We start from the raw sequence: 23,352 nt of genomic DNA, 5'->3' as shown, positions 1-23,352 counted from the left end.
GAGCCGGTACACCGCCGCGATTGCCACGCGGTGCCACCGGTCAGCGAGACCTTCGGCCGCAGTGTCCACGACGCTGCCGTGCCGAAGCGACCCCTGGAGCGTTGCGGTGCGGCGGCCCGCCCCGACAGAGGAACCACCCCTGTGATCAGCATCACCGTCGCCGCGCTCGTCTTCGGCGTGATCTTCCTTGCCGAGCTGCCCGACAAGACCGCCCTGGCCGGCCTCATGCTCGGCACCCGCTACCGGGCCTCCTACGTCTTCGCCGGCGTCGCCGCCGCCTTCCTCGTCCACGTCGCCCTGGCCATCGCCGCCGGCAGCATCCTGACCCTCCTGCCGCACCGCGCCGTCCAGGCCGTCGTCGGCCTGCTCTTCCTCGCCGGCGCGGCCATGCTGCTGCTGAAGAAGGACGAGGAGGACGAAGGCATCACCAAACCCGCCGACCAGTCCTTCTGGAAGGTCTCCGGCGCCGGCTTCATGCTCATCCTCGTCGCCGAGTTCGGCGACCTCACCCAGATCATGACCGCCAACCTCGCCGCCCGCTACGACGACCCCCTCTCCGTCGGCCTCGGCGCCACCGCCGCCCTGTGGTCCGTCGCCGCCCTCGGCATCCTCGGCGGCCGCACCCTCATGCGCTACGTGCCGCTGCGGCTCGTGACCAAGGTCGCGGCCCTGGTCATGCTCGCCCTCGCCGGCTTCAGCCTCTACGAAGCCGTCCTGGGGTAAATGAGGTGCCGGCCGGTTCACGGGCGTGCCACCCTCCGCCCGTGAACCGTGCACAGATCTCCGCGCTCGCCCACGCCGACCACCCCATCGCCGCCCCGCTCGACGACGAGGCGGTACGCACCCTCCTGCAGCGCGCCGTACCGCGCGAGGACGCGCGCATCCTCGACCTCGGCTGCGGCCGCGCCGAATGGCTCCTGCGCGCCCTCGCCGCCTACCCGCACCTGCGCGCCGAAGGCGTCGACGTCTCCGCCCCCGCCCTGGCGGCCGCCCGCGCCGGCGCCGAACGCCTCGGCGTCGACGACCGGCTCGTCCTGCACGAGGCCGACGCCGGCACCTTCACCGCCCCCCACGCCTTCGACCTCGTCCTCTGCGTCGGCTCCACCCACGCCTTCGGCGGCCCCACCGCCACCCTCGCGGCCGCCCGGCGCCACCTCGCGCCCGGCGGCCGCGTCCTCATGGGCGACGGCTTCTGGGAGCGCGAGCCCACCGCCGAGGCGGTGGAGACGCTGGGCGACCTCGACGACCTCACCGGCCTCGTGCACCGCATCACCACCGACGGCTGGACCCCCGTCCACGGCCACATCAGCACCCGCCGCGAACTCGACGCCTACGAATGGGCCTGGACCGGAACCCTCTCCACCTGGGCCCTCGACCACCCCGACCACCCGGACAGCCCCCAGGCCCTGGCCGCAGCCACCACCCACCGCGACGAATGGCTGGGCGCCTACCGGGACTCCTTCGGCTTCGTCACACTGGTGCTGCGGCCGACGTCCGAAGACTGAGGGGACCAGTACCGTCGGATTTCAGCGACGTCCCAGGACCTTCGCCCTGCCTTCGCTGCCGAAGCCGAGCCCGTAGCGGTAGATCTCCGGCACCCGGTAACGGCCGTCCTTGTCCCTGAGGAATACGCCGGAATCGACCAGGAATTCCGCCTGCTCTACATTGAGGTTCACCGTCTTCAGTTCGAAGGGGACGGTGACCGCCTCAAATTTCTGCAGATCGGTCAGCAGGGCGCCGATTTCCTGGTTCTCGGTCTGGATGGAGTCGATCTTGCTCTTGCTGCATTCGAGGAGCGCATTGCGCATGGCGCTGGGAACCAGAACGCGATCTTCGAAATTGCTGGGTGGGATGGAGAGCCGTGACGCCTCGGCGAGGAATGTCACCACATCCCTTGCCTGTACTTGGTTGTGGAAATCGCTGAGAGCGGCCAGGACCCACAGATGGGAGCGCGCTTCCCGTGACTTCTTCGAACCCATTTTGCGCCCCCACAGTTGAATGAGGGACTCGACCAGCCTTTCGTTGGGCAGCTCGGTGATGTCGGCCCTGTCCACGGGGTGCGGAAGAGCATTCGCCTCGGCAGCCACCCACAACGCGAGTCGGAGGGCTTCCTCCTTGTCCCAGCGGAGCTCGTAGGGGGCGTACCGGGCCAGCAGCTGCCCACTGTTCTGCCGCACCGCTCGTGTCACCAGGTCGCGACGCACGAATACGACCAGCCCGAGAGGGCGGCCACGGAGCGACCGCAACCACCCCAGAACATCGATGAGAAGGACTCGCAGTGCGGTGCGCTTGACTTCGCGGTCAAGGGTCTGCAGGAGATCCTCGAGCCCGTCGATGACGAATACCGCGCGTGTGCGTTTGCCGAGATCGGTGAGGGCTCCCTCGACGTCACCGTCGTCAGGCGGAAGCACCCCGGCTGCTGCAGCGAGACACTCGAGCCACAGATCACGCCACCCGAGATCGTCCTCGCTGCCCAGCGTGGAAAGTGCACGCTTCAACCGGTCGGAAATCTTGGCTCCCGCCTCGCTCTGTCCACTGCCATGCCGGCTTGCGAAAGAGTCCCTCAGATCCTGAGTGGTGAAGTCGTTGAATTGCAGATTCGCAGATTCCAGGACGGGAACGATGGGGGCATCCAGGCGAACGCCCTCGACGTGGGACTGTTCGGCAAACCTGTCCCAGGATCGGGACGTGCACGCCTTGCCATGCAGGAAGGTCTTCCCCGCTCCCTTCGCCCCGACCACCAGGACGATGGGGGATTCCGTGCGGTGGTCTCCCAGTAGGCGCCGCAGAGGTTCGGTCACCAGGAAGCCGCTGGCGGACGACAGCGCTTCGTTCTCTGCGTAGACGAGCTGCTTCGCCTTGGCCGCCAAGTTCCTGCGCAGGGCGGTGTAGTCGACGGCGTCCGCGGACTCCTCCGTCGTTTCCCGTGACTCGGTCGCGATCGGTTCCGGAGCCGGAATGATGGGGTCCAGAACCTCGGACACCTTGCAGCTGTTCACGACTTGCAAGACCGCGTCCCATCCCGAGGGCAGGGCCAGCAGTTCTTCACGGAACGGGCTCAGCACGGGCCTGGACAGCAGCCCGGAATCAACCTGATCCGTACCTTCGTCCGTGTCCCCGGATTGCCGCAGCGTCGTGAACAAGGCATCGCCGAGCTCGTCTCGCGCCCGTTCCGCTTCCGCAGCGTGTACGTCAGGTCGGTACTGGGTGATGATGACGGAACTGGCGGGATCCTTCCGATGAAGGGCCGGAGCGCGGCGCCCCAGCTGTCGGAGCAGTCCTTCCGTGCCCGCGAGGGATTGATGGCTCAGAGTGGTGACGAAGATGCGCTGTACCCGCGGATCGAGCAGCACAGGAGCGGACAGCTCGGACGCACCCGCGCGAAGGTCCACCACAACGGTGTCTGCTTTCACGCGTGCGGCGAGCGCGGCCAGCGCCTCGGTGAGGAAGTACGGCGAGCGTCCAGGGGTGAGCAGATCCGCCGGCTCGATCCGGGCGGGGCTGAGCAGTGGCCCCCTGCTCGTCGGGACGACCGTTATCCGGCCGGCACCGGGGTAACGGCCCACCTGCTGGTTCGGCAGGTACGCCGCCGCAATGTCGACCGCCGTCGACCAGCCACCGTCTTCCGAGCCCTGAAGCAGAGCCAGAAAATCGGTGTAGCAGAAGTCGAGTTGTCCCCCTTGAGCCTTGTGCATCCAGGTGATGCCCGGGGCCTCGAGGTCTGCATCGACCAGCAGGACGCTGCCGCCACGTCGAGCCACCGCATCAGCCATGGCTACAGCGTGAACCGTGCGCCCGACGCCGCCCTTGAAGGAGTGGAACGCCACGAATTGCACGTCACCGGTGAAGCGCTCGTCGTTCGGCCGGTCCAGCGGCTGAGCCAGGTGCGGCGTGATGTGCTTCTCACGCAGCAGGGGTACGCGACGGGGCTGCTCGGCGTGGTCCTGCTCACGACTGAGAACCACGGGAATGCCCGTGAACCCGGGCACCCGCGGGTCGTCCAAGCCGAGCATGATCTCGCCGTCACGCCATTCGGTCGAACCGGCGCCGAATGCCCGGTCGAGCCATCCCTTCACCTGCTCGACGGCCGTGCCGCGCGAGACGACGAGCTCCAGGCCGTCCCACCAGCCGTCCGCAGCCAGCAGCCACGACGGCCATCGGCCGTCGGCGGCCAGGAGAGTGAGATGCTCGTCGACATCGACCCAGGTGAAGAGGTGCTCGGGAGGAGTCGGCCCCTCCAGGTCGTGCAGATCGGCCATGGGTCCTACTCCTCAATCCTGCTCGCACCAGCTGACCAGGGTGCGGAGCGTCTCATGGGCTTCCTTCTCATCCGCCGCGTCCAACTTCGCACCATAGCGCCATGCCTGGTGCAGATCGGCCAGAGCCACGGAGCCGCGCGTGGGTGGGTGCAACCGACAACTCTGAAGACGATTCAGGCGCTCGCCGAGGTGGCGTGGCAGCCGGAGGTCCTTGGCCAGCTTGCGCAGGTCGTGTGTGGGATCCAATCCGGAGGAGTCACGAAGGCCGCGCCGGGCCAGCAGCCGCTCCTTGAGGCCGCACTCTGCGGCGTAGAACGTCAGCAGGCAGGCCGTGGCCCCGTCCCCTTCCGTGTACACCGTTTCCGCGCTGTCGCTCAGCTGATCCCGTCGTCGCTGGAGTGCCCTGACCCCCACCTGAAGCACCATGGGGGGAGTATGCCAGCCGCACTGCCGATTTTCGGACCACATGAACGGATGCTGAACCGGCAATACGGTGCACGTAGTTCGGTTGCCTCATGGCCGCCTACGGGAGCTGCGGGGGATCACCTTGCCGAGGCGACCTGCCAGGCGCTGTGACCCGCACCGACGGTGGTGGGCGCGCTCGGCACCGTTCGCTCCGGCAGCTCCAGGGCCAGGGCGAGGGCGCGGTAGTCCGCGAAGCGCTGCGTACCGCACTGACGGCAGGACTCGATGCCCCCGATCAGCGTCCAGGCCGCCTGGGCGTGCGCACAGCGCGCCGCCTTCTTCGTGGGCCGCCCGGGAAACGCCCGTACGGCCCGTGCCCGCCGTGCCCGCCGTGCCGGCCGCCTCACGAGTGCGCCGCCCTCAGGTGCAGCCCCAGGGCAGTGGCCATGGCCTCGGCCGTCTTCCGGTCGCCCTGCCGGACGGCGGTGTAGCGGCGGGCCTTGATCTCCCTGCAGCGGAGGCAGGGCGGGGGCGGTGGAGCCTGGCCGGTTCCCTGTGAAGGTTTTGCGGCAGGCTGCATCGGACTGGTGTCATCACACACTTTGACTCCGCGACGGTAAAAGGTAGAAGAACACGGAGAAGGCGCCCTGAGCATTTATCTCTAGAGAAGTATCAGTGAAGCATTCTCTCTCTAGAGAAGTCAACCGGCTCGCAAACCAAAGGGGTTGGGGATACCCGGTCGGGTCGGTGGGCGGGGCGCCCGTAGGCTGTCCAGGGAGGAGAGGTGATCACCCGATGGCCGAGCAGGGCTCTGTCCGCCGTACGAAGTACCAGAGGATCGCAACCGAACTGCGCGACGCGATCCAGGCGGGCGAATACGCCCCCGGTGACCGGTTGCCCGGCGAGAACGAGCTGATGGCCGCCTACAACGTGGCGCGGATGACGGCCCGGCAGGCGCTCGGAGTACTGCAGAACGAGGGCATCACCGAGGCCCGGAAGGGCGCCGGCGTCTTCGTGCGGTCGTTCCATCCGCTGCGGCGGCACGGCATTCAGCGGCTGAGCGGTGGCAACTGGGGCTCCGGGCAGTCCATCTGGTCGGCCGACCTGGGAGAACGCGCTCTCGTCGTCGACCGCGTGGAGGTCACGGAGCGCACGGCTCCCGAACACGTCGCCACGGCGCTGGGACTGTCCCCGACGGCGACCGTCTGCGTCCGCAGCCGCCGATTCCTGCTGGACGGAAAACCGGTCCAGACGGCCGTTTCCTACCTGCCGTCCGAACTCGTCGCCGGTTCGGCCGTGACCCGCGAGGACACGGGCCCCGGAGGAACCTACGCCCGCCTCGCGGAGCTCGGCTGCGCACCGGTCCGCTTCCGCGAAGAACTCCGCTCCCGCATGCCCTCCACCGAGGAGGCCGCCGAACTCGGCCTGTCCTCCGGCACCCCCGTCATCCAGATGTGCCGCACGGCTTTCGCGGAAGGAGGCCGGGCCGTGGAGTTCAGCGAGATGACGCTGGATTCCGCGTCGTACGTCCTGGAGTACGAGTTCGATGCGTGAAGCCGGGGGCGGGAAGGCGTCGGTGGGAAGGGCGCGGCGGGTGCCGCATTCGCATAGCAGCTCTCCGGACGGGTGAATACGCTGGTCGTAGGGGTCGGCATCTTCGATCCGAGGAGCCTGCCATGAGGAGGAAGACGCACGGCGCCTGGCGTGCGACGGGAGTCGTCACCGCACTCGTGACGGCCGTCGCCATGGCCTCCGTCGCTCCGGTTCAGGCGCAGTCCACCGCTCAACTGTCCGCGTGGATCAGCGACGGCTGGGGTGGCGGGACGATCACCAGCGTGCCCGCGGGGATCAACTGCCACACGCAGGCGTGGGACCCGTACACGTCCACCGATCCGCCGCCCAACCCGACGGGTAATTGCACCGCGACCTTCCCGGTCGGTACGACGGTCACCTTCACGGCCACGCCCGACCCGGGGTCGTACATCAATGACGGCCCCACCCCGAATCCCGTGACCATCCGCAGTGGCTACAACTACACCTGGGTGATGTTCTGCCCCAATGACGGTCTGTGCTCGGCGGGTTAGGGTCGTGGTCGTCAAGCGACGTCGAGGTGCGTCGCCAGGCGCTGGAGGAGGTCCATCAGCACGCCGTACTCGTCCGGAGTGAGGCACTGCATCATGCGGGCGCGTTCGACTCCGGTGCGGTCGGAGATCCGGCGGTGGGCGGCCCGGCCCGCCTCCGTCAGTTCGAATGTGCCGGTGTCCATCGGGCGGGCCCAGCCCCGGGCGGTCAGGGTCTCGACGTACGGGCGCATCGTCGGCTCGGTGGGGGAGAGGAAGGCCGCCATCGTCCTGTCGACGTCGGGCACCGTGGCCGGCTCGTAGGAGAGCGTGTTGAGGACCTGCCAGCCGCGGCGGGTGAGGTTCTCGTCGGCGAGAAGGCGGGCGAAGCTCTCCTCGATGGAGCGGTCGATGGATTTGAGCCAGTAACCGAGCGGGCGGTGGACGCGGACGTCGGGCAGGGCAGTGTCCTGGGTGGTCATGAGGGTCCCCCTTATGTATGCGTTATTGCAACAGTTGTAAACTAGCATGCATGTCGAAGGGTGACCAGCAAGAAGAAGCCGTTGCCGCCGTCGAGCGGGCCATGGTGGCGATCCGCCGCAGTCAGACGCGCCGTTCGCTGGCGCGGCTGGCGTCCGCCGAGGGCGGGCGTCAGGTGGTGGATCCCACGTTGTTCGGGGTGCTGGACGCGGTGGAGGAGCGCGGCCGCTCCTGCACCGTCACGGATGTCGCCGCCGCGCTCGGCGTCGACCAGCCGCGGGCCAGCCGCCTGGTGCTGCGGGCCGTGGAGGACGGGCTGCTGACCCGGCACGCCGACCCCGCCGACCGCCGGCGCACGCTGCTCGAACTGACCGCGTCGGGCAAGGAGCAGCTGCAGCGGGCGCACCGGGTCCGCCGTGCCGTCTTCGGCAAGGCGATGGCGGCCTGGCCGGAATCCGACCGCAGTGAATTCGCCCGGCTCATCACGGCGTTCGTCGCCTCGTTCGGGCAAGTGATGGAGGGGGAGGGGAAGTAGGGGGATGCGGGGTGAGAGGGGTAACCCTCGGTAGCGGCGCATGGCCGGGGCTGCGCATGCGCTCGCGCGTGCCTATCGTGAGAGAAGGGGCAGCAGCGCGAGGAGTGCGGCCATGACGTCGACGACATGGGACGAGACGCCCGTCACGTTCACGGGCGGCGGAGTCGAGATCCGGACGCAGCAGCTCGGTGGCGACATGAGCGTGCTGTACATGCGCGCGTCCGAGGGCGCGGACCTGAGCCCCCGGCTCAAGGGGCTTGAGGACGACATGTGCCAGTGCCCGCACTGGGGCTGCATCACCAAGGGGCGCATCGCCCTGCGGACGGCGCAGGGCGAGGAGACGTACGAGACGGGGCAGACGTTCTACTGGCCGCCGGGGCACTCGCCCCGGGCGGTCGAGGACAGCGAGTTCTTCGTCTTCTCCCCGGTGGAGGCCCTGGAGCGGACGATGAGCCACGTCACGGCCGAGGAGGCGGCGTGAGGTGACGTCCGGGGCGGGGCCGCCCGACCGGCGGACCCGCCCGCGGGGCCGGAGCCCGTCCGGCGGACGAGGTGTGCGCGGCACTCCACCTGCGCCCACGGGTGCGTCGTGGCGTGTCGCGCAGTTCCCGCGCCCCTTACGGGGTCTCGGTCTCCGTGATCCCCGTGATCCGCAGGGTGATCCGCCCGTCCGTGCCGCGTTCCACCCGTACCGACGTCAGGTCGGCGACCGCGACGTCCGGGGCGTGGGCGGCGGCGCGGGGGCCGATGCCGACGACGCGCATGCCGGCGGCCTTGGCGGCGGTGATGCCGGCTTCGGAGTCCTCGAAGGCGATGCAGTCCTCGGGGGCGAAGCCCAGTTCCGCGGCGCCCTTGAGGAAGCCCTCGGGGTCGGGCTTGCTGGCGCCGACCGACTCGGCGGTCACGCGCACCGGCGGCATGGGCAGGCCGGCGGCCGTCATGCGGGCCTCGGACAGGGCGCGGTCCGCGGAGGTGACGAGGGCGTGGGGGAGGCCGGCGAGGGCGGCCAGGAAGGCGGGGGCGCCGGGGACGGGGACGACGCCGTCGACGTCGGCGGTCTCGGCGGCGAGCATGCGCCGGTTGTCCTCGTGGTTGAGCTCCATGGGGCGCTCCGGCAGCAGGACGGCCATGGTGGCGTAGCCCTGGCGGCCGTGGACGACCTTCATGACCGCGTCGCCGTCCAGGTCGTGCTCGGCGGCCCAGCGGCGCCAGCAGCGCTCGACGACGGCGTCGGAGTTGACGATCGTGCCGTCCATGTCCAGCAGGAGCGCGCGGGCGGTGAGCGTGGCGCCTGCGGGGGTCTCGGCGCGGGCGTGGGCGGTCATCGGGGCCTCCAGGGGCCTGGCGGAGCGCGGGGGAGAACAAGCGGCTCCACCCGCCGGTCAGGGAGTGCGGGCGGAGCCACTTTGTTTCTCAAAGATACAAAACGGGCGGCCGCAGCGCCAACGGCCCTGGTCGGCCTAGCCCGGCGAGCCGCGGACGGCCATCCGGGCGACCATGGAAGCCGGCGACCGGCGCCGGCCGAGTGACGTGGGCCGGCCGAACGCACCGCACCCCCGTTCGGGAGGAGCTGGCCATGGCCCAGGACACCCCGAGGCCCCCCGAGGCCGCCGCATCCCCGCCCGCACCGGCGGCGGTGGGCGCGCCCGGCGAGGGACGGTCGCAGAGCACCGTGCGCGTGGCCATCGGCGCCCTGCTGCTGGGCATGCTGCTGGCGGCGCTCGACCAGACGATCGTCTCCACCGCCCTGCCGACGATCGTCAGCGACCTCGGGGGACTGGAGCACCTGTCCTGGGTGGTCACCGCTTACCTGCTGGCCTCGACCGCGGCGACGCCCCTGTGGGGCAAGCTGGGCGACCAGTACGGGCGCAAGAAGCTCTTCCAGACCGCCATCGTGATCTTCCTGGTCGGCTCGGCCCTGTGCGGCATCGCCCAGAACATGCCCCAGCTCATCGCCTTCCGCGCGCTGCAGGGCCTGGGCGGCGGCGGCCTGATCGTGCTGTCGATGGCGATCGTCGGCGACATCGTCCCGCCCCGGGACCGCGGCCGCTACCAGGGTCTGTTCGGCGCGGTCTTCGGCGGGACGAGCGTGCTCGGCCCGCTGCTGGGCGGCCTGTTCGTCGACCACCTCAGCTGGCGCTGGGTGTTCTACATCAACCTGCCCGTCGGCGTCGTCGCGCTCGCCGTCATCGCCGCCGTCCTGCACATCCCCGCCGTCCGCCGCCCGCACCGCATCGACTACCTGGGCACCTGCCTGATCGCCGCGGTGGCCACCTGCCTGGTGCTGATGACCTCCCTGGGCGGGACGACCTACCCCTGGGCGTCCTGGCAGATCATCGGGCTGGGCGTGCTGGGCGTGGCGCTGCTGGTGCCGTTCGTGCGCGTCGAACGGCGCGCGGCCGAACCCGTGCTGCCGCTGGGCCTGTTCCGGCTGCGCACCTTCGCGCTGTGCTCGGTCATCGGCTTCGTCATCGGCTTCGCGATGTTCGGCTCGATGACGTACCTGCCGACGTTCCTGCAGGTCGTCCAGGGCGTCTCGCCGACGATGTCGGGCGTGCACATGCTGCCGATGGTGGCCGGCATGCTCATCGCCTCCACCGGCTCCGGCCAGATCGTCAGCCGCACCGGCCGGTACAAGGTCTTCCCCATCGCCGGCACCGCCGTCACGGTCGTCGGCCTGCTCCTGCTGCACCAGCTCGACCCGGCCACGAGCACCACCACCACGAGCCTGTACTTCTTCGTCTTCGGCTTCGGGCTCGGCCTGGTCATGCAGGTCCTCGTGCTGATCGTGCAGAACTCCGTCGGGTACGAGAACCTCGGCGTCGCCACCTCGGGCGCGACGTTCTTCCGCTCCATCGGCGCCTCGTTCGGCGTGTCCGTCTTCGGCACGATCTTCGCCAACAAGCTCGGCCCGCGCATCGCCGCCGCCCTCACCGGCGTCCCCCTGCCGCCCGGCCTGGGACCGGCCACCCTGCAGGCCGACCCGCACGCCCTGCACCGGCTGCCCGCCGCCCGCCGCGGCGCCGTCCTCGCCGCCTACTCCCAGTCGATCACCGACGTCTTCCTCTACGCGGTGCCCCCCGCGCTCCTCGCCTTCGCCCTCGCCTGGCTGCTGCGCGAGGAACCCCTGCGCGCCAGCGTCACCGCCCCCGACGCCAGCGAGGTCGTCTCCAGCAACCCCGTCGAACGCTCCTCGCACGACGAGGTCGCCCGCGCCCTGTCCCTGCTGGGCAGCCGCGAGGGCCGGCGCCGGATCTATGTGAAGATCACCGACCGCGCCGGGCTCGACCTGCGCCCCGCCGCCAGCTGGATGCTCCTGCGCATCCACCGCGACGGCCACGCCGAACCCCCGCTCCTCGCCGAACGCGCGGACATCCCCGTCCGCGTCGTCACCGAGGCCGCCCGCGAACTCGAAACGCGCGGACTGGTCGCACGCGAGGGACCGGTGCTGCTGTTCACCGAGGCCGGCAAGCTGGAGGCCCAACTGCTCTTCCGGGCCCGGGAGGAGATGCTCGCCGAACTGCTCGGCGACTGGTGGACGGCCAAGGACCGGCCCCACGACCTCCAGGCGCTCGTCCACGAACTCAGCACCGAACTGTGCGGCTCGGACGCCGAACAGCCGCGCGACGACGATGCGCGCGGCGTGAAGGGCGACCACCGCCGCTGAGCGGCCCTCAGCCGAGCTCCTTGCCGAGCCACACCTCCGCGTACGGCCCCGCGCAGTACGGCGCGATCGCCGCGTAGCCGTGCCGGGCGTACAGCGCCCGCGCCTCGGTCAGATCCCGCCGCGTCTCCAGCACCATCCGCCCCGCACCCCACGCCCGCGCCGCGGCCTCCGCGGCCGCCAGCAGCGCCGGCGCCCCACCGCGCCCCCGGTGCCCGGGCCGTACGAACATCCGCGTCAACTCGGCCGTACGCGCGTCGAGCCGCCGCACCCCCACGCACCCGCCCGGCTCTCCTGCGCCGTCCCGGCCCACCAGCAGCACGCCCCGCGGCGGGGTGATGTCGTCGTCGGCCATCCCGGCCAGATACCCCGCGATCTCCTCGGGGGTGCACGGCCGCCCGTCCTCCCGAAGGTGCCAGCGATCGGCCACGTCGGTCAGGTACTCCCGCAGCAACACGGCCGCCTCGGGGGAGGTCGCGGATTGCTCGGTGATGGTCCAACGGGGGGTGGGTGCGCTCGTCATGGCGCGGATCGTCGCACGGCGGCCGCGAGGGGGCAGCTGCTTTTCCGGCGGCCGGGGCGGGGCGGGCGGCACTACGATGTCGATCATGGAAGGCAGCGATGTGCCGCGCTGGATGCGGGTGGTGTCCGTGATCGCCGACGTACTGCTTTCGGTACTGCGCGGCGGCAGCAAGCGTAAGCGTGGGAGCTCCTCCACCGGCGATTCCTCCGGGGACGCCGACGGCTGACCCGGGCGGTACTCGTCAGGCTGTCCCGTCCCTGGCTAGGCCCCTTGCTCAGGCTTGTCGGACGGCGTGCGCGGAGACCAATGCGGCGTCGCGGCTGACCTGTCGCTCGTATGAGGAGTCCGACCTTCATTCCCATGGGCAGACAATGGCGGCTTTGAAACTGGCTTTTGAGCTTCTCGGTCACAATGCGCGGAGGCAGCCCGCATGCCTGCCGCACACGCTGCAAGGATGGCGGCATAGAAGACGCTACCTATGATCAAGTACCCGGAATCCGGCACCCCTTTGATCATGTCCGCAACTCCCCATATGGCCATGACCACATAAACGTTGCACCATATGAAAGTCAGCCAGTAGAAGACTCGCCACACCTGGGCAGCCACTCCATGAAGCGGCCGGATCAGGAGCAATCGGCGTAGAACGGGGGCCTTCTTCGGAGGTTCCACTTTCTTTCGAGAAGCTTCGACCGCTGCGTAACATCTGTCCAGCCAGTCGCGGGCCGGGCGCAAATCGTCCTCAAGTGGACCCAGCAGTTGACGAGCCTGTATCCATGCCTGAATGAATTGAACTTGCGCTTGACCTATTTCAACTTGCCGTCGAAGTCGAAGGTCAAAATTCTTTTCATTGCGGCGATCTTTGATGAGGATGCCGAGGGCGCCCATCGAGCCCGTCAATACGGGAGCCAGAAGCGGAATGAGGCTCACAAGTATTTCTTTTCCCGTCATGGCTTCATTCACCTCGCTTGATGTCTCCGATCAGCGAAGAAGCGACGGAATCCCCTGCATCCAGCCTGCGCCTTCCCATCTCTGTGGGCAACGCGCAGCGCCCGGCAGGGTTCGCCAGGAGCACGCTCTCCTGTGCCCCAGCCCGCTGTTATCAAATCGCAAACGTCCACAGGCGCGCAGCGCGCCGAGAAGTAGCCGATCCACCCCCACACCCGGCCCAGCCCCCTGAGCCGCGAAGACGACCGGACCGGCACCAAGTGGAGCGGCCCCGGCCAGAGAGCGCTAGCGGTACTTCGCCGACGGCAGGTTCGTCGTGGCGCAGGTCAGAACATGGCCGGCTACGAGGGGACAGGTGGGGGGCGCGGGTCCGGCGCTCGCAATGCACGACCGTGGGAGGCTGGCCGCCGTTCTCGCGCCGTCACCACTGCGGCAGCGTAAGGAGACCGCACCACCCGGCCCTGGCTGAGGGGGAGCCGGCTGCTGCCGCGCTGTGGCCAAGCCCGGCGGAGACGCTCCGCTCGCACCTGCCATCGCCGTGGCTGAGCGTCCGGCCGCCCCGCCGAGTCGGTTGGTGTGACCTCCAGCCAATGCGGCAGTGGACCTGCTGCAGGAGCCGCTACCAGGTGCCGTCCGCAGACCACAGCAGATGCCTTTTGTGCACGGTCTTTCAGGGGCCGAACCCCTCGGGCAGGTCACGCCACTGCCCCCGGTCCGCACCCGGTGCAGAACCCCGTCGATCACCTGTCGGTGATGCCGCCACCTGCCGCAACGTCCGTTGCTCACCGGCAGAAGCGACTCCAAGCGAGCCCACTCCTCGTCCGTCGGATCACCGCGACCAGTCATACCAGGCCAACGAGTCGGATGAGTCGGATGAGCGGAGAAGCATGGCTTGGGCCGAGGTGGTTCACCGCCCCGTCGGGGTCCATGCGGCAAGCTCGTTGCCACCCGGCTCCCGGAAATGGAAGCGCCTGCCGCCGGGGAAGTCGAACGCCTCGGCCGTGATGGTGCCGCCCGCCTTGAGGACCGCGGCTCGCGTCGCCTCCAGATCGTTCACCTGGATCACGGCGAGCGGCCCGGCCGGGGCTTCCGAGTGGTCCTGCTGGAAGCCGAGGCTGACTCCGCCGCCGCAGTCCACATCAATGTACTCCGGGCCGTACGGCGTCCCCGCCCAGCCGAAGACGGCCCCGAAGAACTCTGCGGATTCCCGAGCCGACGTGGTGGGGAACTCGACCATCGTGAAGTTGCTCATGCCCTCGATCATATGAAGGGCTGTTGAGGGTCGTGTCAGTACACCTGGTGACAGTTCCGGGCCGTGGCCGCCCGCTATGACAAGCACGGCTACGCCTGTCCGGCACGGTTCATGCAGCCGCACCGCTTATCTCGCCCTGCTCGTGATCGAGTAGACATGGCCCAGCGGACCCGGCGCATCTGCCGCGCCCGGGCCCGCGCCGACGCCGAGCTGGAGAACAGCAGTGCCGAGGACATGCACGGCGGAGAGTTCGAGGTCTCCCTGCTCCTCCACGGCGCCCCACACCTCGTGCGAGACGGTATCGACGGGGACGACCACTCGGCCCCAGCCGCCCGTACCTGCTCACCCTGGGCATGGCCGGCTACACGACGAACGGCATCATCGGGCAACCCTCGCTCGCCACGGCAGCCAAGGGCAAGGCGATCTTGGACAGCTTCTCGCGGTCCGCTCAGGCCCACCCTAGGGGCGATCGCGCCCAGCTGACATACGCGTTCTTCAACTGGCTGCCGGTGGGTTGGGCCCCGCTATACGACAGCCGGGGCCTCCACCGGCAGCGTGGGATGCTCAGGCGCCGCTGTTCTTGGGGCCCGCCTGCTGGATGACCTCGAAGCTCCACAGGGTTGACCCGGAGGCCGCCGGGCGCTGCTTGGGGGCGCCTTCCCCGCCGCCTTGGTGCGCGGCCTTCATGGGGCCCTCCATCCATGCCTGGAAGTCCTCTTCGCTGCGCCAGCGCGTGTAGACCAAGTAGGTGTCGGTTCCCTCGACCGGGCGAAGGAGCTCAAACCACTCGAAGCCGTCGGAGTTCTCCACGGCCCCCGCGCGGGAGGCAAAGCGCTGCTCAAGTACCTCGCGCTGTTCGGCCGGGACGGTCAGAACGTTGATCTTCACAATGCTCATGGGGTCATCTTGCCCCACTCCTGTCGACAGCCCGGTCAGGGGCGAGTTACTGACCTTGTGGACGTGGTGTCGCAGGGGCTGATGGACGGTTTATCGGATCCGGCAGGGTGAGGCCCTTGGCGAGCGTCGGGTTGATCGTCAGCGGACCGAGCTTCCGTGGCAACGCTGCACCACTTCAGCGGGCACCGGTTTGACCGTCCCGCACTGTGAGCACGTGCGGCGTTCCTCATAGCGGTGGAACGCGTCGATGAACGCGGGTACCTGTCGCTGCACGTCCTTGTGGACGTACTCCTCGCGATACAGCTCATGGTTGCACTGCTCGCAATACCACACGATCGCCTCGGTGGCGTCCGCTGCACGGCTTCGGTGGATGACGAGCCCGACGCTCCCTTCGGTTCGGATGTTCAGGTGAGGCACCCGAGGGGGAACCAGGAACATCTCGCCTTCCCGGATCAGGAGGTCGCGGAATTCTCCGTCCTCGCGCACGCGGCTGATCAGCTCTCCGCGGACCTGGTAGAAAAGCTCCGGGGAAGCGTTGATGTGGAAGTCGCTCCTGCCGGGCGGACTGGGGCCGTCGAAAAGCGCGACCATGAATCCGTCGTTCCAGAGGAGCTCGTGGTGCATCACCGGCTTCTCACCGGCGGCGGCACTGTCGAGGGCCCACTGGATCACGTTGACGACGTCCAATCGGTCCCGCATACCGCACCTCCTTTTCCGGGCGGCTCGTAGAAGAAGTGCGGCAGCGTGTTCAGCGTGTACGTGCCGAAGAAGCGCGGCATGCTTCCGGACAGCTCGCCCAAGTGCCAGTAGGTGTGGACCGCCAGGTGTTCCCACACAGCGCCACAGGTCAGCAGCGTGTCCGGGGCAGCCGGAGGGCCGGCGGCGTTCCAGAGCCGCACATCGAAGGCCGCAAGGGTGCGCAGCGCCTTGATCTGGGCCCGCCGGAAGCACGCGAACAGCAGCTCCTTGGAGAACCTCTCACGATTCACTTTTGCAGCCTTGCTGACACCACTGGGCAGGCCGATACCCAATTCGTTGAACGTCTGGTGAAAGGACTCCTCCAGGACGACCTCCCCATGGTCGAACCATGACGAGAAGAGATCGCACACGCATGCCAGGTGTCCCACCGACCACGCAGCGGAGGCCCCGCTCGGACCCTCGGCGAAGAATTCGGCATCATCGAGGGGTTCCAGCCCGCACAGCAAGGTGTTACCGCTGCGATTCAGTTGACGCTGTATCGCCTCTTTGACCAGCTCGGCTCCGGTATTGCCGCTGCTGTCCAGAGGACTCATCGAGGCAGACCCTTCCGCGGGGGCTACGGCTGGATGTCCAGCTCGACGCCACCGTGGTCTCCCCGCAGGCCGGAAGCCAGGCACTCCGTAGGCAGCTGACTGGGCAGCGTGGTCACGGTTCGCTGCGCGAACTGCCCTTCGCCACGACCCTCGGTCACCCGGCCCGACAGCCTGACAACGAGGACGCCCGCGACATAGGCCGCAGTGGCACGGTCGTAGACGATCAACGACCGGTGGTGGTCGGCATACCGGACGGTCTCCGTGGCGCGTGGTGCGGTTACCGCAACGCAGGACGCTCTCGGCGCCACCGCGTCGAGAGAGCCGGTGGCGGGTACGGTGCGGCCGGGTGCGACGGTACACGTGTACCGGGCCTCGGAGTGGATGCCGGCTGTCTGAGGCGCAAGGGTCAGGGGCGGGTCGTAAGCGTTGCTGAAGGCACCCGCGCAGGTGATACCGCCGCTATGCCCCGTGTTGGCCTGGCTGGCCGGGGCGCATACCACCGAGCCCGCCACGACCAGCGAAGTCAACGCCAGTGCCGAACCGCGCCTGCCGACCATGAATCCTCCAGAGTGTCCCGAGACGCTGTCGCCACCTTTGCTACCCACGCAGGGACCGGACGCCCCTGGCTCGTTGGCGCGCACCCACCGCACACGCTCGCTCTCATGCGCCGACGCATACACCTTCCACACCGCGCGGAAGGCCCGCACGCCCATCTGCCCAACCTGTCAGCCCATCGACACCACGCCTGTGTCAGTAGTGGTACATCAGCGAACCTGTTGCGGGCGCAGAAGTTCGAACCACTCGAAGCCGTCGGAGTTCTCCACGGCCCCCGCGCGGGAGGCGAAGCGCTGCTCAAGTACCTCGCGCTGTTCGGCCGGGACGGTCAGAACGTTGATCTTCACGATGCTCATGGGGTCATCCTGCCGCAGGCCGCCTCAGCCGCGGCGGCCGCCGCCCAGATCGGCGAGGACGTCCTCCACCTGCGGCATGGTCAGGGGCGGCGCCGGCAGGGGGGTGGTGGGGGCCGTGCGCAGGGAGTCCAGGAGAAGGGCCAGGTGGCGGCGCCAGGAGCCGGGGGAGACGGCGTCGGCGGAGGGGACGCAGCTGCCGAGAGCGGCGAGGAGGAGCAGGAGGTCCTCGGCGACGACGTCCGGTCGCACCGTACCCTGCTCCTGGGCCCTGCGGACCAGCTCGCTGACCGTCTCGTGGTTGTGCCGGCGCAGCGCGGCGAGGCTCTCGCCGGCCTCGATGGTCGTCGTCATCAGTTCGATCGCGCCACGGTCGGCGGCCAGGCCCTGGAAGATGCGCTCCATGTAGGAGGTGAGGGCGGCCATGGCGTCCTCGCCGCGGCGGGCCTGTTCGCCCATGGCCATGACCTGGGCGAGGGACTCGTGGAAGACCGCCTCGATGAGGGCCTCGCGGGTGGGGAAGCGCCGGTAGAGGGTGGCGTTGCCGACGCCGGCGCGGCGGGCGATCTCGTCCAGGGGGGCCTCCAGGCCCTGCTCGGCGAACAGTTCCCGGGCCGCGGCGAGCAGCAGCTCCCGGTTGCGCCGGGCGTCGGCCCGCAGCGGCGGGGCGCCTGCTCGCGTCGCGTCGTCCCCGGGTCCCGTCGTACGTCCGCTGGTGCTCATGACCGCACCCTAACGGCCCCGGGAGCGTTGGAATCAGGCGACCTGTGGGAGTTTTCGGAGGAGCGGCGGAGCAGTGGCGGATGCGGAGCGGAGGGCGGTCTCGCGGGTCGGCGTGGTCCTGGGGGCGCTGTGCCTGGTGGCCGGGCTGCCGTTCGTACGCCGGGCCGTGGCCGTGCTGTTCCACGGGACGGGGGTCCTGCACGGCGGCGAGCACCTGATCGGCACCCCGTTCGCGGGGCTGGTCCTCGGGCCCCTGGACGGGACGCCGGGCATGCTGCTTGCGGCCGTCGCCGTCGCGCTGGTCGCGGCGCGGGCCGCGCCCCGCCCCCCGGGCGGGCGCGCCCCCTGGGCGCTCGCCCCGCTCGCCGTCGTCCTGACCGTCGTCTCGCTGCCCGTGCGGCACGGCTTCGCCCTCGGGCAGAGCGGCATCGTCCCGGTGCTGCTGGTCCTGCTGGGCTGCTGCCCGCCCCGTGGCCGGGCCCCGGGCGTGCTCACCGGGATCGCCGCCGCGCTGCAGCCGGCGGCGCTGCTGTTCGCGCCCCTGCTGTGGCTGACGGGGCGCTGCCGCGCCGCCGTCACCGCCGGCGTGGTCTTCGCCGTCTGCACGGCGCTGGCCTGGGCGGCCCTGCCGGACGCCTCGTGGACGTACTGGGCGCACCACGTCGCCGGCACGGGCCCGGGCGGGGCGGCCGCCGCGTCGCTGCACGGGCTGCTGCCGCGCGCCGGCCTGCACGGGCCGGTGGAGCTGGGCCTGTACGCGATGGTGGGCGCCGTCGTGGTCGTGGTGGCGCTGCGCCGGGCCGCCCGTTACGCGGGGGACGGGCAGGTGCTGCTGGCCACCGCCGTCACCGGCTGTGCGGCGCTCGCCGTCTCGCCGACCGCCTGGCCGCACCAGCAGCTGTGGATCCTGATGGCCGCGGTGGGCCGCGTCGGCCGCCGGCGCGCCGACCGGCTGGCGTGGCCGGTGCTGGTGGTGCTCGTGACGACGCTGCCCAGTGTCGTCCTCGTCCCGCCGAACCCCGTCCTCGGGCCCGTCGGCCGGCATGCGCCGCTGCTCGCGGCGCTGGTCACGGCCTGCGTGGTGCCGTTCCTGCCGCGTTCCTGCGCCGAGTGGGACGCCCCCGAGCCCACTCCCGTCGCCGAGCCGCAGCGCGGCCGCGCGAGGTGGGTGCCGCTGCTGCGCTTCTTCAAGCGCGCCCTCAACCGTCCGAACCTGCTGCTGGAGCTGATGCTGATACGGGTCGGCTACTGGGTCTACTCCTACATCCGCGCCCAGGCCCCCGACTCCCGCGGCACGGCGGAGTACCACGGGCGGCAGATCCTGCGCGCCGAGGAGTTCCTGCACCTGGACGTCGAGCACGCCTTCAACCACTTCGTGGCCGGGCGCGGCGGCCTCGCGGACGCCATGGACTACTACTACGGCACCTTCCACTTCCTGGTGCCGATGTGCGTGCTGGGCTGTCTGTACTGGCGCCGCCCGGCGACCTACCGCTGGGCGCGTACGGCGCTGGCCCTCGCGACGCTGATGGCGCTCGCCGGCTTCTGGCTCTACCCGCTGGCCCCGCCGCGGCTGATGCCGGGCCTGGGCTTCGTCGACACCGCCAACGGCCCGCAGGACTTGTCCAACCCCGACTTCGGGGCGCTGACCGACCTGTCCAACCAGTACGCGGCGATGCCGTCGCTGCACATCGGCTGGTCGCTGTGGTGCGGTGTGGTGATCGCGGTCGTGACACGCAGGCGGTGGCTGCGCTGGGCCGGCATGGTCTATCCGCTGCTGACCCTGTCGGTGATCGTCGGCACCGCCAACCACTACGTGCTGGACGCGGTCGGCGGTGCGCTCGTGGTGGCCTGCGGGTTCGCCCTGCAGTACGCGCTGACGGGTCCGGGACGGCCGGCGCTCGGGGCGATCCCCGGGGCACGCAGCGGGACGTCCGAGGTGGTGCGCGAGCCGGAGGCGGCGAGGCCCCCGGCCCGGCTGCTCAGCCGACCGTGATCTGCGACGAGGGGTCCGTGACGTCCGTGACGTCGTACGTGGCGTTGAAGATTGCCGACGTGGCGGTCGTCGGGCAGCCGAAGCCTCCCTCGATCCTCACCGGGACCGCGGCGTCGGTGACGGTGATCTGCGAGGGCGCGCCGTTGGTGTACGTCGCCGGGATCAGGGCGGGGGCGTCGGGGGAGGCGGTGACCGTGCAGTTGGCCAGTCCGCTGCTCTTGAGGACCATGCCGCCGGCGGGCGCGGTGAGCGAGGCCGTGTCGGGGGAGCCGTGCTGCATGGCGATGTCCCAGGTGCCGGTCGTGGTGATGGTGATGTTCACGCCGGGCAGGCTGGAGCTGCAGTCGGAGAAGGTGGGCGCGTTGGCCTTGCTGACGACCGGGCCGGCTGCATTGGTGTTGCCGGGGGCCGCGGGTACGTGGTTCACGTCGCTGCCGGCGGTGGGCGCGGAGGAGGACGTCGTACAGGTCACGGTGAGCGAGCCGGCTCTGAGGGTGACCTCGCCGTTGAGGGTGGCGGCGAACGCGTGGCCGGCGGGCCGGACGGTGGTGGGACCGGCCTCGTCGGCGGCCGTGGCGCCGGCCGGGCCGCTGCCGGCCAGGGTCAGGGCGGCGGCCGCGGCGAGCGCGGCACCGGCGGTCATGAGGGCGTGCGTGCGTAACGGCATCAGGACTCCTTGGGGGAGGGAGAACGTTCCTGCGCGCCTCGTGCACCGGCCGGCACCGGCTGCCAGGCGAAGATCATGGCGCCGCCGACGTTGCCGAGGATCGTGCCGATGAGGAACCCGCCGAGGTTGGACATCACCAGGGTCGCGGTGGCGACCAGGACGGTGAGGATCCCGGCCAGGGCCCGGTACTGCGGGGCGAACCAGGCGGAGAGGCCCATCACGATCATGACCAGGCCCATGAGCACCCCGGGCACGCCCGCGATGCCCTGCTCCAGCATGACCTTCAGCGGGGCCAGCGGAATGACGCAGATCTCGGCGCCCGCCAGGACGGCGGCCAGGCCGCCCCAGAACGGACGGCCCTTGCGCCACAGCCGCCAGCGCCGCCGGAGGTCAGAAGCACTCATGCTTGCCGAGCTTGACGTCCATGCTCAGGCCGGAGAGCTTGAACTTCCCGGCGGTGGTCGCCCAGGCGACCTGCTGCACATTGTCGATCTTGATGGACTTCGCCTGCTGCCCGAAGGCGTCCTGCAGGCCCTGGGCCGAGGCGGGGCCCTTGTTGAGGGTCGAGGCGTCGCGGCCGATCTCGATGTCCTCGAAGGTGGCGTTGCCCCCCATGTGGGTGGCGTCGAGGAAGAGGTTCTCCGCCTCCACCGGGTTGCCGCCCTTGCCGGCGGTGAGGCTGAGGGAGATGTCGCCGATCACCGGCAGGCTCGTGACGACCGACTGGCACAGGTCGTGGATCGTGGCCTTCTTGATGGCGGTCACGGCGACCGGCAGCAGCTTGCCGCGCGCGTTCTTGTCGATGCCGCCGTACTGGGCGAAGCCGAGGCCCTCGATACTGGAGGCCCCCACCTTGAATTCCTGGCCCGAAACGGCGAACGACGCGGCCAGCGCCCCCTGCGAGAGGGCGACGGCCAGTGCGGCGGTGGCGGCGAAACCCGGCACGGCCAGCACGGCGAACCTGCGCCACCTGACCCGGCCCGTCACCTGTCTTCCCTGAGCGTCCTTCATGCGGATGTCCCCTCGACGAGTGAGGTGAGTGGTGCATGGGGGAGCGGGCGCTGCGGTGCGCGACCTGGCGCGCAGGCGCCGTCCCGGAAAGGTGTACCCGAGGGTAAGTCCGGTGCATGCGGCTGACAAGGGTTCAGGTATGGACCGATGGCCTTGGCCGAAAGGGGAGTTGGCGCGGGCGGCCGCGCCGCCGCCTGGGTGCGGCACGGCGCGTTCGTCTGCGGGCGCGTCGGGGCTTGTCGCGCAGTTCCCCGCGCCCCTGAGGGGCGCTGCCCGAACCGCCGGACAGGCCCTACGGGGCGCGGTAGTGGACGCGGAGTTCCTTGATGCCGTTCAGCCAGGGGGATCTCAGGCGGCGCGGTGGCGCGGCCAGGCGGATGCCGGGCAGGGTGTCGGCGATGGCGTCGAAGATCAGGCCGATCTCCAGCACCGCCAGCGAGCGCCCCAGGCAGAAGTGCGGGCCCCCGCCGCCGAAGCCGAGGTGGGGGTTGGGGTCGCGGGTGATGTCGAAGGCGCCCGGCGTCGTGAAGACCTCCGGGTCGTGGTTGGCGGAGGCGTAGAACAGGCCGACGCGCTGGCCCGGCCCGATCCGTACGCCGCCCAGCTCCGTCTCGCAGGTCGCCGTGCGCTGGAAGGAGACCACCGGTGTCGCCCAGCGCACGATCTCCTCGGCGGCGGTGGCCGGGCGCCGGCTGCGGTAGAGCTCCCACTGATCGGGGTGGGTCAGGAAGGCGTGCATGCCGTGGCTGATGGCGTTGCGGGTGGTCTCGTTGCCCGCGACGGCCAGCATCAGTACGAAGAAGCCGAACTCGTCGGAGGCGAGGTTGCCCTCGTCCTCGGCGGCGACCAGGGCGCTGACGATGTCCCGGCGCGGGCAGCGGGTGCGGTCGGCGGCCAGTGCCATGGCGTAGGCGATGAGTTCGGCGGCCGAGCGGGTGCCGCTCTCCTCGCTCACCGCGAGCTCCGGGTCGTCGTAGGAGATCATGCGGTTGGTCCACTCGAAGATCCGGGACCGGTCGTCCTGGGGGATGCCGATGAGTTCGGCGATGGCCTGCAGGGGCAGTTCGCAGGCGATGTCGGTGACGAAGTCGCCGCTGCCGCGCTCGCCGGCGGCGGCCACGATGGCCCGGGCCCGTTCGCGCAGGGCGCCTTCCAGGGCGCGGATCGCCCGCGGGGTGAAGCCGCGCTGGACGATGCGGCGGACGCGGGTGTGTTCGGGCGGGTCCATGTTGAGCATCATCAGCTTCTGGGCGTCGATGCGCTCGGGCCGGATGCGCGGGTTGAAGCGGATGATGGCGGTGTTGCGGGAGGAGGAGAAGACCTCCGGCCGGGTGGACGCCTCCTTGACGTCGGCGTGCCGGGTCACCGCCCAGTACCCCGCGTCGCCGAAGCCCGAGACCCCGGGCGGCTGGGCGATCCAGGCGACGGGCGCCGTACGCCGCAGCAGCGCGAATTCCGGCAGGGGAAGGCGCTGCCGGTACAGGTCGGGATCGGTGAGGTCGAAGCCGTCGGGCAGCGCGGGACAGGAGGACATGGCCACCACCGCCAATGAACCGCCGATGACTGACGGAGCCGTCCCGTGAGATGTCTGACGCTCCGTCAGAACTGTGTCGTCCGACGGTAGTGAGACCGGCCCGCGACGGCAAGGGTGATGGCGCGTTCCCTTGCCGGAGCGGCCTGCGCACCCCTTGTGCCCGGCGGTGGGGCTCGTAAGACTGCCAGGCGGAACTGGAACACG

Annotated in this window: 27 protein-coding genes and 2 pseudogenes; 10 read left to right on the top strand and 19 right to left on the bottom strand. The window is 70.0% G+C overall.

What is annotated here, in order from left to right:
* Window positions 1-141 precede the first annotated feature (141 nt).
* Together AC27L3_RS10035 and AC27L3_RS10030 are read left to right on the top strand one after the other, a co-directional pair.
* The gene (locus tag AC27L3_RS10035) at window positions 142-723 is read left to right on the top strand and encodes a TMEM165/GDT1 family protein (RefSeq protein ID WP_487233646.1); all 582 of its coding nucleotides are present in this window, start codon (window positions 142-144) and stop codon (window positions 721-723) included.
* Between the two features lie 41 nt (window positions 724-764).
* The gene (locus tag AC27L3_RS10030) at window positions 765-1,505 is read left to right on the top strand and encodes an SAM-dependent methyltransferase (RefSeq protein ID WP_487233645.1); all 741 of its coding nucleotides are present in this window, start codon (window positions 765-767) and stop codon (window positions 1,503-1,505) included.
* Window positions 1,506-1,526: 21 nt separating this feature from the next.
* On the opposite strand, the gene AC27L3_RS10025 is transcribed toward AC27L3_RS10030, so the two are convergent.
* From AC27L3_RS10025 to AC27L3_RS10015, 3 genes are all read right to left on the bottom strand, one after another.
* Window positions 1,527-4,259, bottom strand: a complete 2,733-nt coding sequence (locus AC27L3_RS10025) for a KGGVGR-motif variant AAA ATPase (protein ID WP_487233644.1) — start codon at window positions 4,257-4,259, stop codon at window positions 1,527-1,529.
* Between the two features lie 12 nt (window positions 4,260-4,271).
* On the bottom strand, window positions 4,272-4,685 hold the full coding sequence (locus tag AC27L3_RS10020; RefSeq protein ID WP_487233643.1) for a hypothetical protein: 414 nt from the start codon (window positions 4,683-4,685) through the stop codon (window positions 4,272-4,274).
* A gap of 116 nt (window positions 4,686-4,801) precedes the next feature.
* Window positions 4,802-5,071, bottom strand: a complete 270-nt coding sequence (locus tag AC27L3_RS10015) for a DUF6255 family natural product biosynthesis protein (RefSeq protein ID WP_487233642.1) — start codon at window positions 5,069-5,071, stop codon at window positions 4,802-4,804.
* 388 nt (window positions 5,072-5,459) lie between these two features.
* Between AC27L3_RS10015 and AC27L3_RS10010 the strand changes: the two genes are divergently transcribed.
* Complete coding sequence (locus tag AC27L3_RS10010) at window positions 5,460-6,218, top strand: GntR family transcriptional regulator (RefSeq protein ID WP_487233641.1); 759 nt, start codon at window positions 5,460-5,462, stop codon at window positions 6,216-6,218.
* Window positions 6,219-6,340: 122 nt separating this feature from the next.
* Entirely contained in the window at window positions 6,341-6,748 is a 408-nt protein-coding gene (locus tag AC27L3_RS10005; protein ID WP_487233640.1) for a hypothetical protein, read from the top strand.
* 11 nt (window positions 6,749-6,759) lie between these two features.
* Here the strand turns inward: AC27L3_RS10005 and AC27L3_RS10000 are convergent, their stop codons facing one another.
* Window positions 6,760-7,206, bottom strand: a complete 447-nt coding sequence (locus AC27L3_RS10000; protein ID WP_487233639.1) for a MarR family winged helix-turn-helix transcriptional regulator — start codon at window positions 7,204-7,206, stop codon at window positions 6,760-6,762.
* A gap of 50 nt (window positions 7,207-7,256) precedes the next feature.
* Between AC27L3_RS10000 and AC27L3_RS09995 the strand changes: the two genes are divergently transcribed.
* Together AC27L3_RS09995 and AC27L3_RS09990 are read left to right on the top strand one after the other, a co-directional pair.
* The gene (locus tag AC27L3_RS09995; protein ID WP_487233638.1) at window positions 7,257-7,739 is read left to right on the top strand and encodes a MarR family winged helix-turn-helix transcriptional regulator; all 483 of its coding nucleotides are present in this window, start codon (window positions 7,257-7,259) and stop codon (window positions 7,737-7,739) included.
* 112 nt (window positions 7,740-7,851) lie between these two features.
* Window positions 7,852-8,220 carry a cupin domain-containing protein gene (locus AC27L3_RS09990; RefSeq protein ID WP_487233637.1) on the top strand — a complete coding sequence of 123 codons (369 nt, stop codon included), beginning with the start codon at window positions 7,852-7,854 and terminating at the stop codon, window positions 8,218-8,220.
* 136 nt (window positions 8,221-8,356) lie between these two features.
* Here AC27L3_RS09990 and AC27L3_RS09985 read toward each other — a convergent pair whose 3' ends face one another.
* Complete coding sequence (locus tag AC27L3_RS09985) at window positions 8,357-9,064, bottom strand: HAD-IA family hydrolase (protein ID WP_487233636.1); 708 nt, start codon at window positions 9,062-9,064, stop codon at window positions 8,357-8,359.
* Between the two features lie 251 nt (window positions 9,065-9,315).
* Between AC27L3_RS09985 and AC27L3_RS09980 the strand changes: the two genes are divergently transcribed.
* Window positions 9,316-11,406, top strand: coding sequence for a DHA2 family efflux MFS transporter permease subunit (locus AC27L3_RS09980; RefSeq protein WP_487233635.1), 2,091 nt, complete (start codon window positions 9,316-9,318; stop codon window positions 11,404-11,406).
* A gap of 7 nt (window positions 11,407-11,413) precedes the next feature.
* Here AC27L3_RS09980 and AC27L3_RS09975 read toward each other — a convergent pair whose 3' ends face one another.
* Window positions 11,414-11,926 carry a GNAT family N-acetyltransferase gene (locus AC27L3_RS09975; protein WP_487233634.1) on the bottom strand — a complete coding sequence of 171 codons (513 nt, stop codon included), beginning with the start codon at window positions 11,924-11,926 and terminating at the stop codon, window positions 11,414-11,416.
* Window positions 11,927-12,011: 85 nt separating this feature from the next.
* On the opposite strand from AC27L3_RS09975, the gene AC27L3_RS09970 reads away from it, so the two are divergent.
* Window positions 12,012-12,152 carry a hypothetical protein gene (locus AC27L3_RS09970; protein WP_487233633.1) on the top strand — a complete coding sequence of 47 codons (141 nt, stop codon included), beginning with the start codon at window positions 12,012-12,014 and terminating at the stop codon, window positions 12,150-12,152.
* A 35-nt stretch (window positions 12,153-12,187) separates the two neighbouring features.
* Here the strand turns inward: AC27L3_RS09970 and AC27L3_RS09965 are convergent, their stop codons facing one another.
* The 3 genes and pseudogenes from AC27L3_RS09965 to AC27L3_RS09955 form a co-directional block, all read right to left on the bottom strand.
* Window positions 12,188-12,886, bottom strand: a complete 699-nt coding sequence (locus tag AC27L3_RS09965) for a hypothetical protein (protein ID WP_487233632.1) — start codon at window positions 12,884-12,886, stop codon at window positions 12,188-12,190.
* A 658-nt stretch (window positions 12,887-13,544) separates the two neighbouring features.
* Window positions 13,545-13,717: pseudogene (locus tag AC27L3_RS09960) on the bottom strand (transposase); the annotation flags it as partial.
* Between the two features lie 61 nt (window positions 13,718-13,778).
* Window positions 13,779-14,135 carry a VOC family protein gene (locus tag AC27L3_RS09955; protein ID WP_487233631.1) on the bottom strand — a complete coding sequence of 119 codons (357 nt, stop codon included), beginning with the start codon at window positions 14,133-14,135 and terminating at the stop codon, window positions 13,779-13,781.
* Window positions 14,136-14,234: 99 nt separating this feature from the next.
* On the opposite strand from AC27L3_RS09955, the gene AC27L3_RS09950 reads away from it, so the two are divergent.
* Entirely contained in the window at window positions 14,235-14,606 is a 372-nt protein-coding gene (locus tag AC27L3_RS09950; protein ID WP_487233875.1) for a creatininase family protein, read from the top strand.
* An 81-nt stretch (window positions 14,607-14,687) separates the two neighbouring features.
* On the opposite strand, the gene AC27L3_RS09945 is transcribed toward AC27L3_RS09950, so the two are convergent.
* The 6 genes and pseudogenes from AC27L3_RS09945 to AC27L3_RS09920 all read right to left on the bottom strand — a co-directional run bounded on the left by AC27L3_RS09945 (window position 14,688) and on the right by AC27L3_RS09920 (window position 17,943).
* Window positions 14,688-15,020, bottom strand: a complete 333-nt coding sequence (locus tag AC27L3_RS09945) for an antibiotic biosynthesis monooxygenase family protein (protein WP_487233630.1) — start codon at window positions 15,018-15,020, stop codon at window positions 14,688-14,690.
* A 138-nt stretch (window positions 15,021-15,158) separates the two neighbouring features.
* The gene (gene nbaC / locus AC27L3_RS09940) at window positions 15,159-15,707 is read right to left on the bottom strand and encodes a 3-hydroxyanthranilate 3,4-dioxygenase (RefSeq protein WP_487233629.1); all 549 of its coding nucleotides are present in this window, start codon (window positions 15,705-15,707) and stop codon (window positions 15,159-15,161) included.
* Window positions 15,689-16,312 (bottom strand): hypothetical protein, encoded by a 624-nt coding sequence (locus tag AC27L3_RS09935; RefSeq protein ID WP_487233628.1) that lies wholly within the window; start codon window positions 16,310-16,312, stop codon window positions 15,689-15,691. Before AC27L3_RS09935 ends, nbaC begins: the two co-directional genes overlap by 19 nt.
* 23 nt (window positions 16,313-16,335) lie before the next feature.
* The gene (locus tag AC27L3_RS09930; protein ID WP_487233627.1) at window positions 16,336-16,869 is read right to left on the bottom strand and encodes a hypothetical protein; all 534 of its coding nucleotides are present in this window, start codon (window positions 16,867-16,869) and stop codon (window positions 16,336-16,338) included.
* Between the two features lie 222 nt (window positions 16,870-17,091).
* Window positions 17,092-17,223, bottom strand: a pseudogene (locus AC27L3_RS09925) (antibiotic biosynthesis monooxygenase family protein); the annotation flags it as partial.
* A 24-nt stretch (window positions 17,224-17,247) separates the two neighbouring features.
* The gene (locus AC27L3_RS09920; protein WP_487233626.1) at window positions 17,248-17,943 is read right to left on the bottom strand and encodes a TetR/AcrR family transcriptional regulator; all 696 of its coding nucleotides are present in this window, start codon (window positions 17,941-17,943) and stop codon (window positions 17,248-17,250) included.
* Window positions 17,944-18,016: 73 nt separating this feature from the next.
* On the opposite strand from AC27L3_RS09920, the gene AC27L3_RS09915 reads away from it, so the two are divergent.
* On the top strand, window positions 18,017-19,936 hold the full coding sequence (locus tag AC27L3_RS09915) for a bifunctional glycosyltransferase 87/phosphatase PAP2 family protein (protein WP_487233625.1): 1,920 nt from the start codon (window positions 18,017-18,019) through the stop codon (window positions 19,934-19,936).
* Here AC27L3_RS09915 and AC27L3_RS09910 read toward each other — a convergent pair.
* From AC27L3_RS09910 to AC27L3_RS09895, 4 genes are all read right to left on the bottom strand, one after another.
* Window positions 19,923-20,603, bottom strand: a complete 681-nt coding sequence (locus AC27L3_RS09910; RefSeq protein ID WP_487233624.1) for a hypothetical protein — start codon at window positions 20,601-20,603, stop codon at window positions 19,923-19,925. The genes AC27L3_RS09915 and AC27L3_RS09910 overlap by 14 nt on opposite strands.
* Window positions 20,603-21,007: a DUF6114 domain-containing protein gene (locus AC27L3_RS09905; RefSeq protein ID WP_487233623.1), complete on the bottom strand. Its 405-nt coding sequence runs from the start codon at window positions 21,005-21,007 to the stop codon at window positions 20,603-20,605. The genes AC27L3_RS09910 and AC27L3_RS09905 overlap by 1 nt, the downstream gene beginning before the upstream one ends.
* Window positions 20,994-21,614 carry a DUF6230 family protein gene (locus AC27L3_RS09900; RefSeq protein ID WP_365965394.1) on the bottom strand — a complete coding sequence of 207 codons (621 nt, stop codon included), beginning with the start codon at window positions 21,612-21,614 and terminating at the stop codon, window positions 20,994-20,996. Before AC27L3_RS09900 ends, AC27L3_RS09905 begins: the two co-directional genes overlap by 14 nt.
* 292 nt (window positions 21,615-21,906) lie before the next feature.
* Window positions 21,907-23,148: a cytochrome P450 gene (locus AC27L3_RS09895; protein WP_487233622.1), complete on the bottom strand. Its 1,242-nt coding sequence runs from the start codon at window positions 23,146-23,148 to the stop codon at window positions 21,907-21,909.
* Window positions 23,149-23,352 lie beyond the last annotated feature (204 nt).

The organism is Streptomyces sp. PKA51, from assembly GCF_057552455.1.
Note: the sequence above shows the minus strand (reverse complement) of the source record. Positions and strands in the feature narration are given on the sequence as shown.

What these genes read in the sequence shown, in the direction of transcription:
- AC27L3_RS10025 (WP_487233644.1), bottom strand. Translation starts at nt 4,259, where the DNA reads ATGGCCGATCTGCACGACCTGGAGGGGCCGACTCCTCCCGAGCACCTC.
- AC27L3_RS10020 (WP_487233643.1), bottom strand. Translation starts at nt 4,685, where the DNA reads ATGGTGCTTCAGGTGGGGGTCAGGGCACTCCAGCGACGACGGGATCAG.
- AC27L3_RS10010 (WP_487233641.1), top strand. Translation starts at nt 5,460, where the DNA reads ATGGCCGAGCAGGGCTCTGTCCGCCGTACGAAGTACCAGAGGATCGCA.
- AC27L3_RS10005 (WP_487233640.1), top strand. Translation starts at nt 6,341, where the DNA reads ATGAGGAGGAAGACGCACGGCGCCTGGCGTGCGACGGGAGTCGTCACC.
- AC27L3_RS10000 (WP_487233639.1), bottom strand. Translation starts at nt 7,206, where the DNA reads ATGACCACCCAGGACACTGCCCTGCCCGACGTCCGCGTCCACCGCCCG.
- AC27L3_RS09995 (WP_487233638.1), top strand. Translation starts at nt 7,257, where the DNA reads ATGTCGAAGGGTGACCAGCAAGAAGAAGCCGTTGCCGCCGTCGAGCGG.
- AC27L3_RS09990 (WP_487233637.1), top strand. Translation starts at nt 7,852, where the DNA reads ATGACGTCGACGACATGGGACGAGACGCCCGTCACGTTCACGGGCGGC.
- AC27L3_RS09985 (WP_487233636.1), bottom strand. Translation starts at nt 9,064, where the DNA reads ATGACCGCCCACGCCCGCGCCGAGACCCCCGCAGGCGCCACGCTCACC.
- AC27L3_RS09980 (WP_487233635.1), top strand. Translation starts at nt 9,316, where the DNA reads ATGGCCCAGGACACCCCGAGGCCCCCCGAGGCCGCCGCATCCCCGCCC.
- AC27L3_RS09975 (WP_487233634.1), bottom strand. Translation starts at nt 11,926, where the DNA reads ATGACGAGCGCACCCACCCCCCGTTGGACCATCACCGAGCAATCCGCG.
- AC27L3_RS09970 (WP_487233633.1), top strand. Translation starts at nt 12,012, where the DNA reads ATGGAAGGCAGCGATGTGCCGCGCTGGATGCGGGTGGTGTCCGTGATC.
- AC27L3_RS09955 (WP_487233631.1), bottom strand. Translation starts at nt 14,135, where the DNA reads ATGATCGAGGGCATGAGCAACTTCACGATGGTCGAGTTCCCCACCACG.
- AC27L3_RS09950 (WP_487233875.1), top strand. Translation starts at nt 14,235, where the DNA reads ATGCAGCCGCACCGCTTATCTCGCCCTGCTCGTGATCGAGTAGACATG.
- AC27L3_RS09945 (WP_487233630.1), bottom strand. Translation starts at nt 15,020, where the DNA reads ATGAGCATTGTGAAGATCAACGTTCTGACCGTCCCGGCCGAACAGCGC.
- AC27L3_RS09935 (WP_487233628.1), bottom strand. Translation starts at nt 16,312, where the DNA reads ATGAGTCCTCTGGACAGCAGCGGCAATACCGGAGCCGAGCTGGTCAAA.
- AC27L3_RS09930 (WP_487233627.1), bottom strand. Translation starts at nt 16,869, where the DNA reads ATGGTCGGCAGGCGCGGTTCGGCACTGGCGTTGACTTCGCTGGTCGTG.
- AC27L3_RS09920 (WP_487233626.1), bottom strand. Translation starts at nt 17,943, where the DNA reads ATGAGCACCAGCGGACGTACGACGGGACCCGGGGACGACGCGACGCGA.
- AC27L3_RS09910 (WP_487233624.1), bottom strand. Translation starts at nt 20,603, where the DNA reads ATGCCGTTACGCACGCACGCCCTCATGACCGCCGGTGCCGCGCTCGCC.
- AC27L3_RS09905 (WP_487233623.1), bottom strand. Translation starts at nt 21,007, where the DNA reads ATGAGTGCTTCTGACCTCCGGCGGCGCTGGCGGCTGTGGCGCAAGGGC.
- AC27L3_RS09900 (WP_365965394.1), bottom strand. Translation starts at nt 21,614, where the DNA reads ATGAAGGACGCTCAGGGAAGACAGGTGACGGGCCGGGTCAGGTGGCGC.
- AC27L3_RS09895 (WP_487233622.1), bottom strand. Translation starts at nt 23,148, where the DNA reads ATGTCCTCCTGTCCCGCGCTGCCCGACGGCTTCGACCTCACCGATCCC.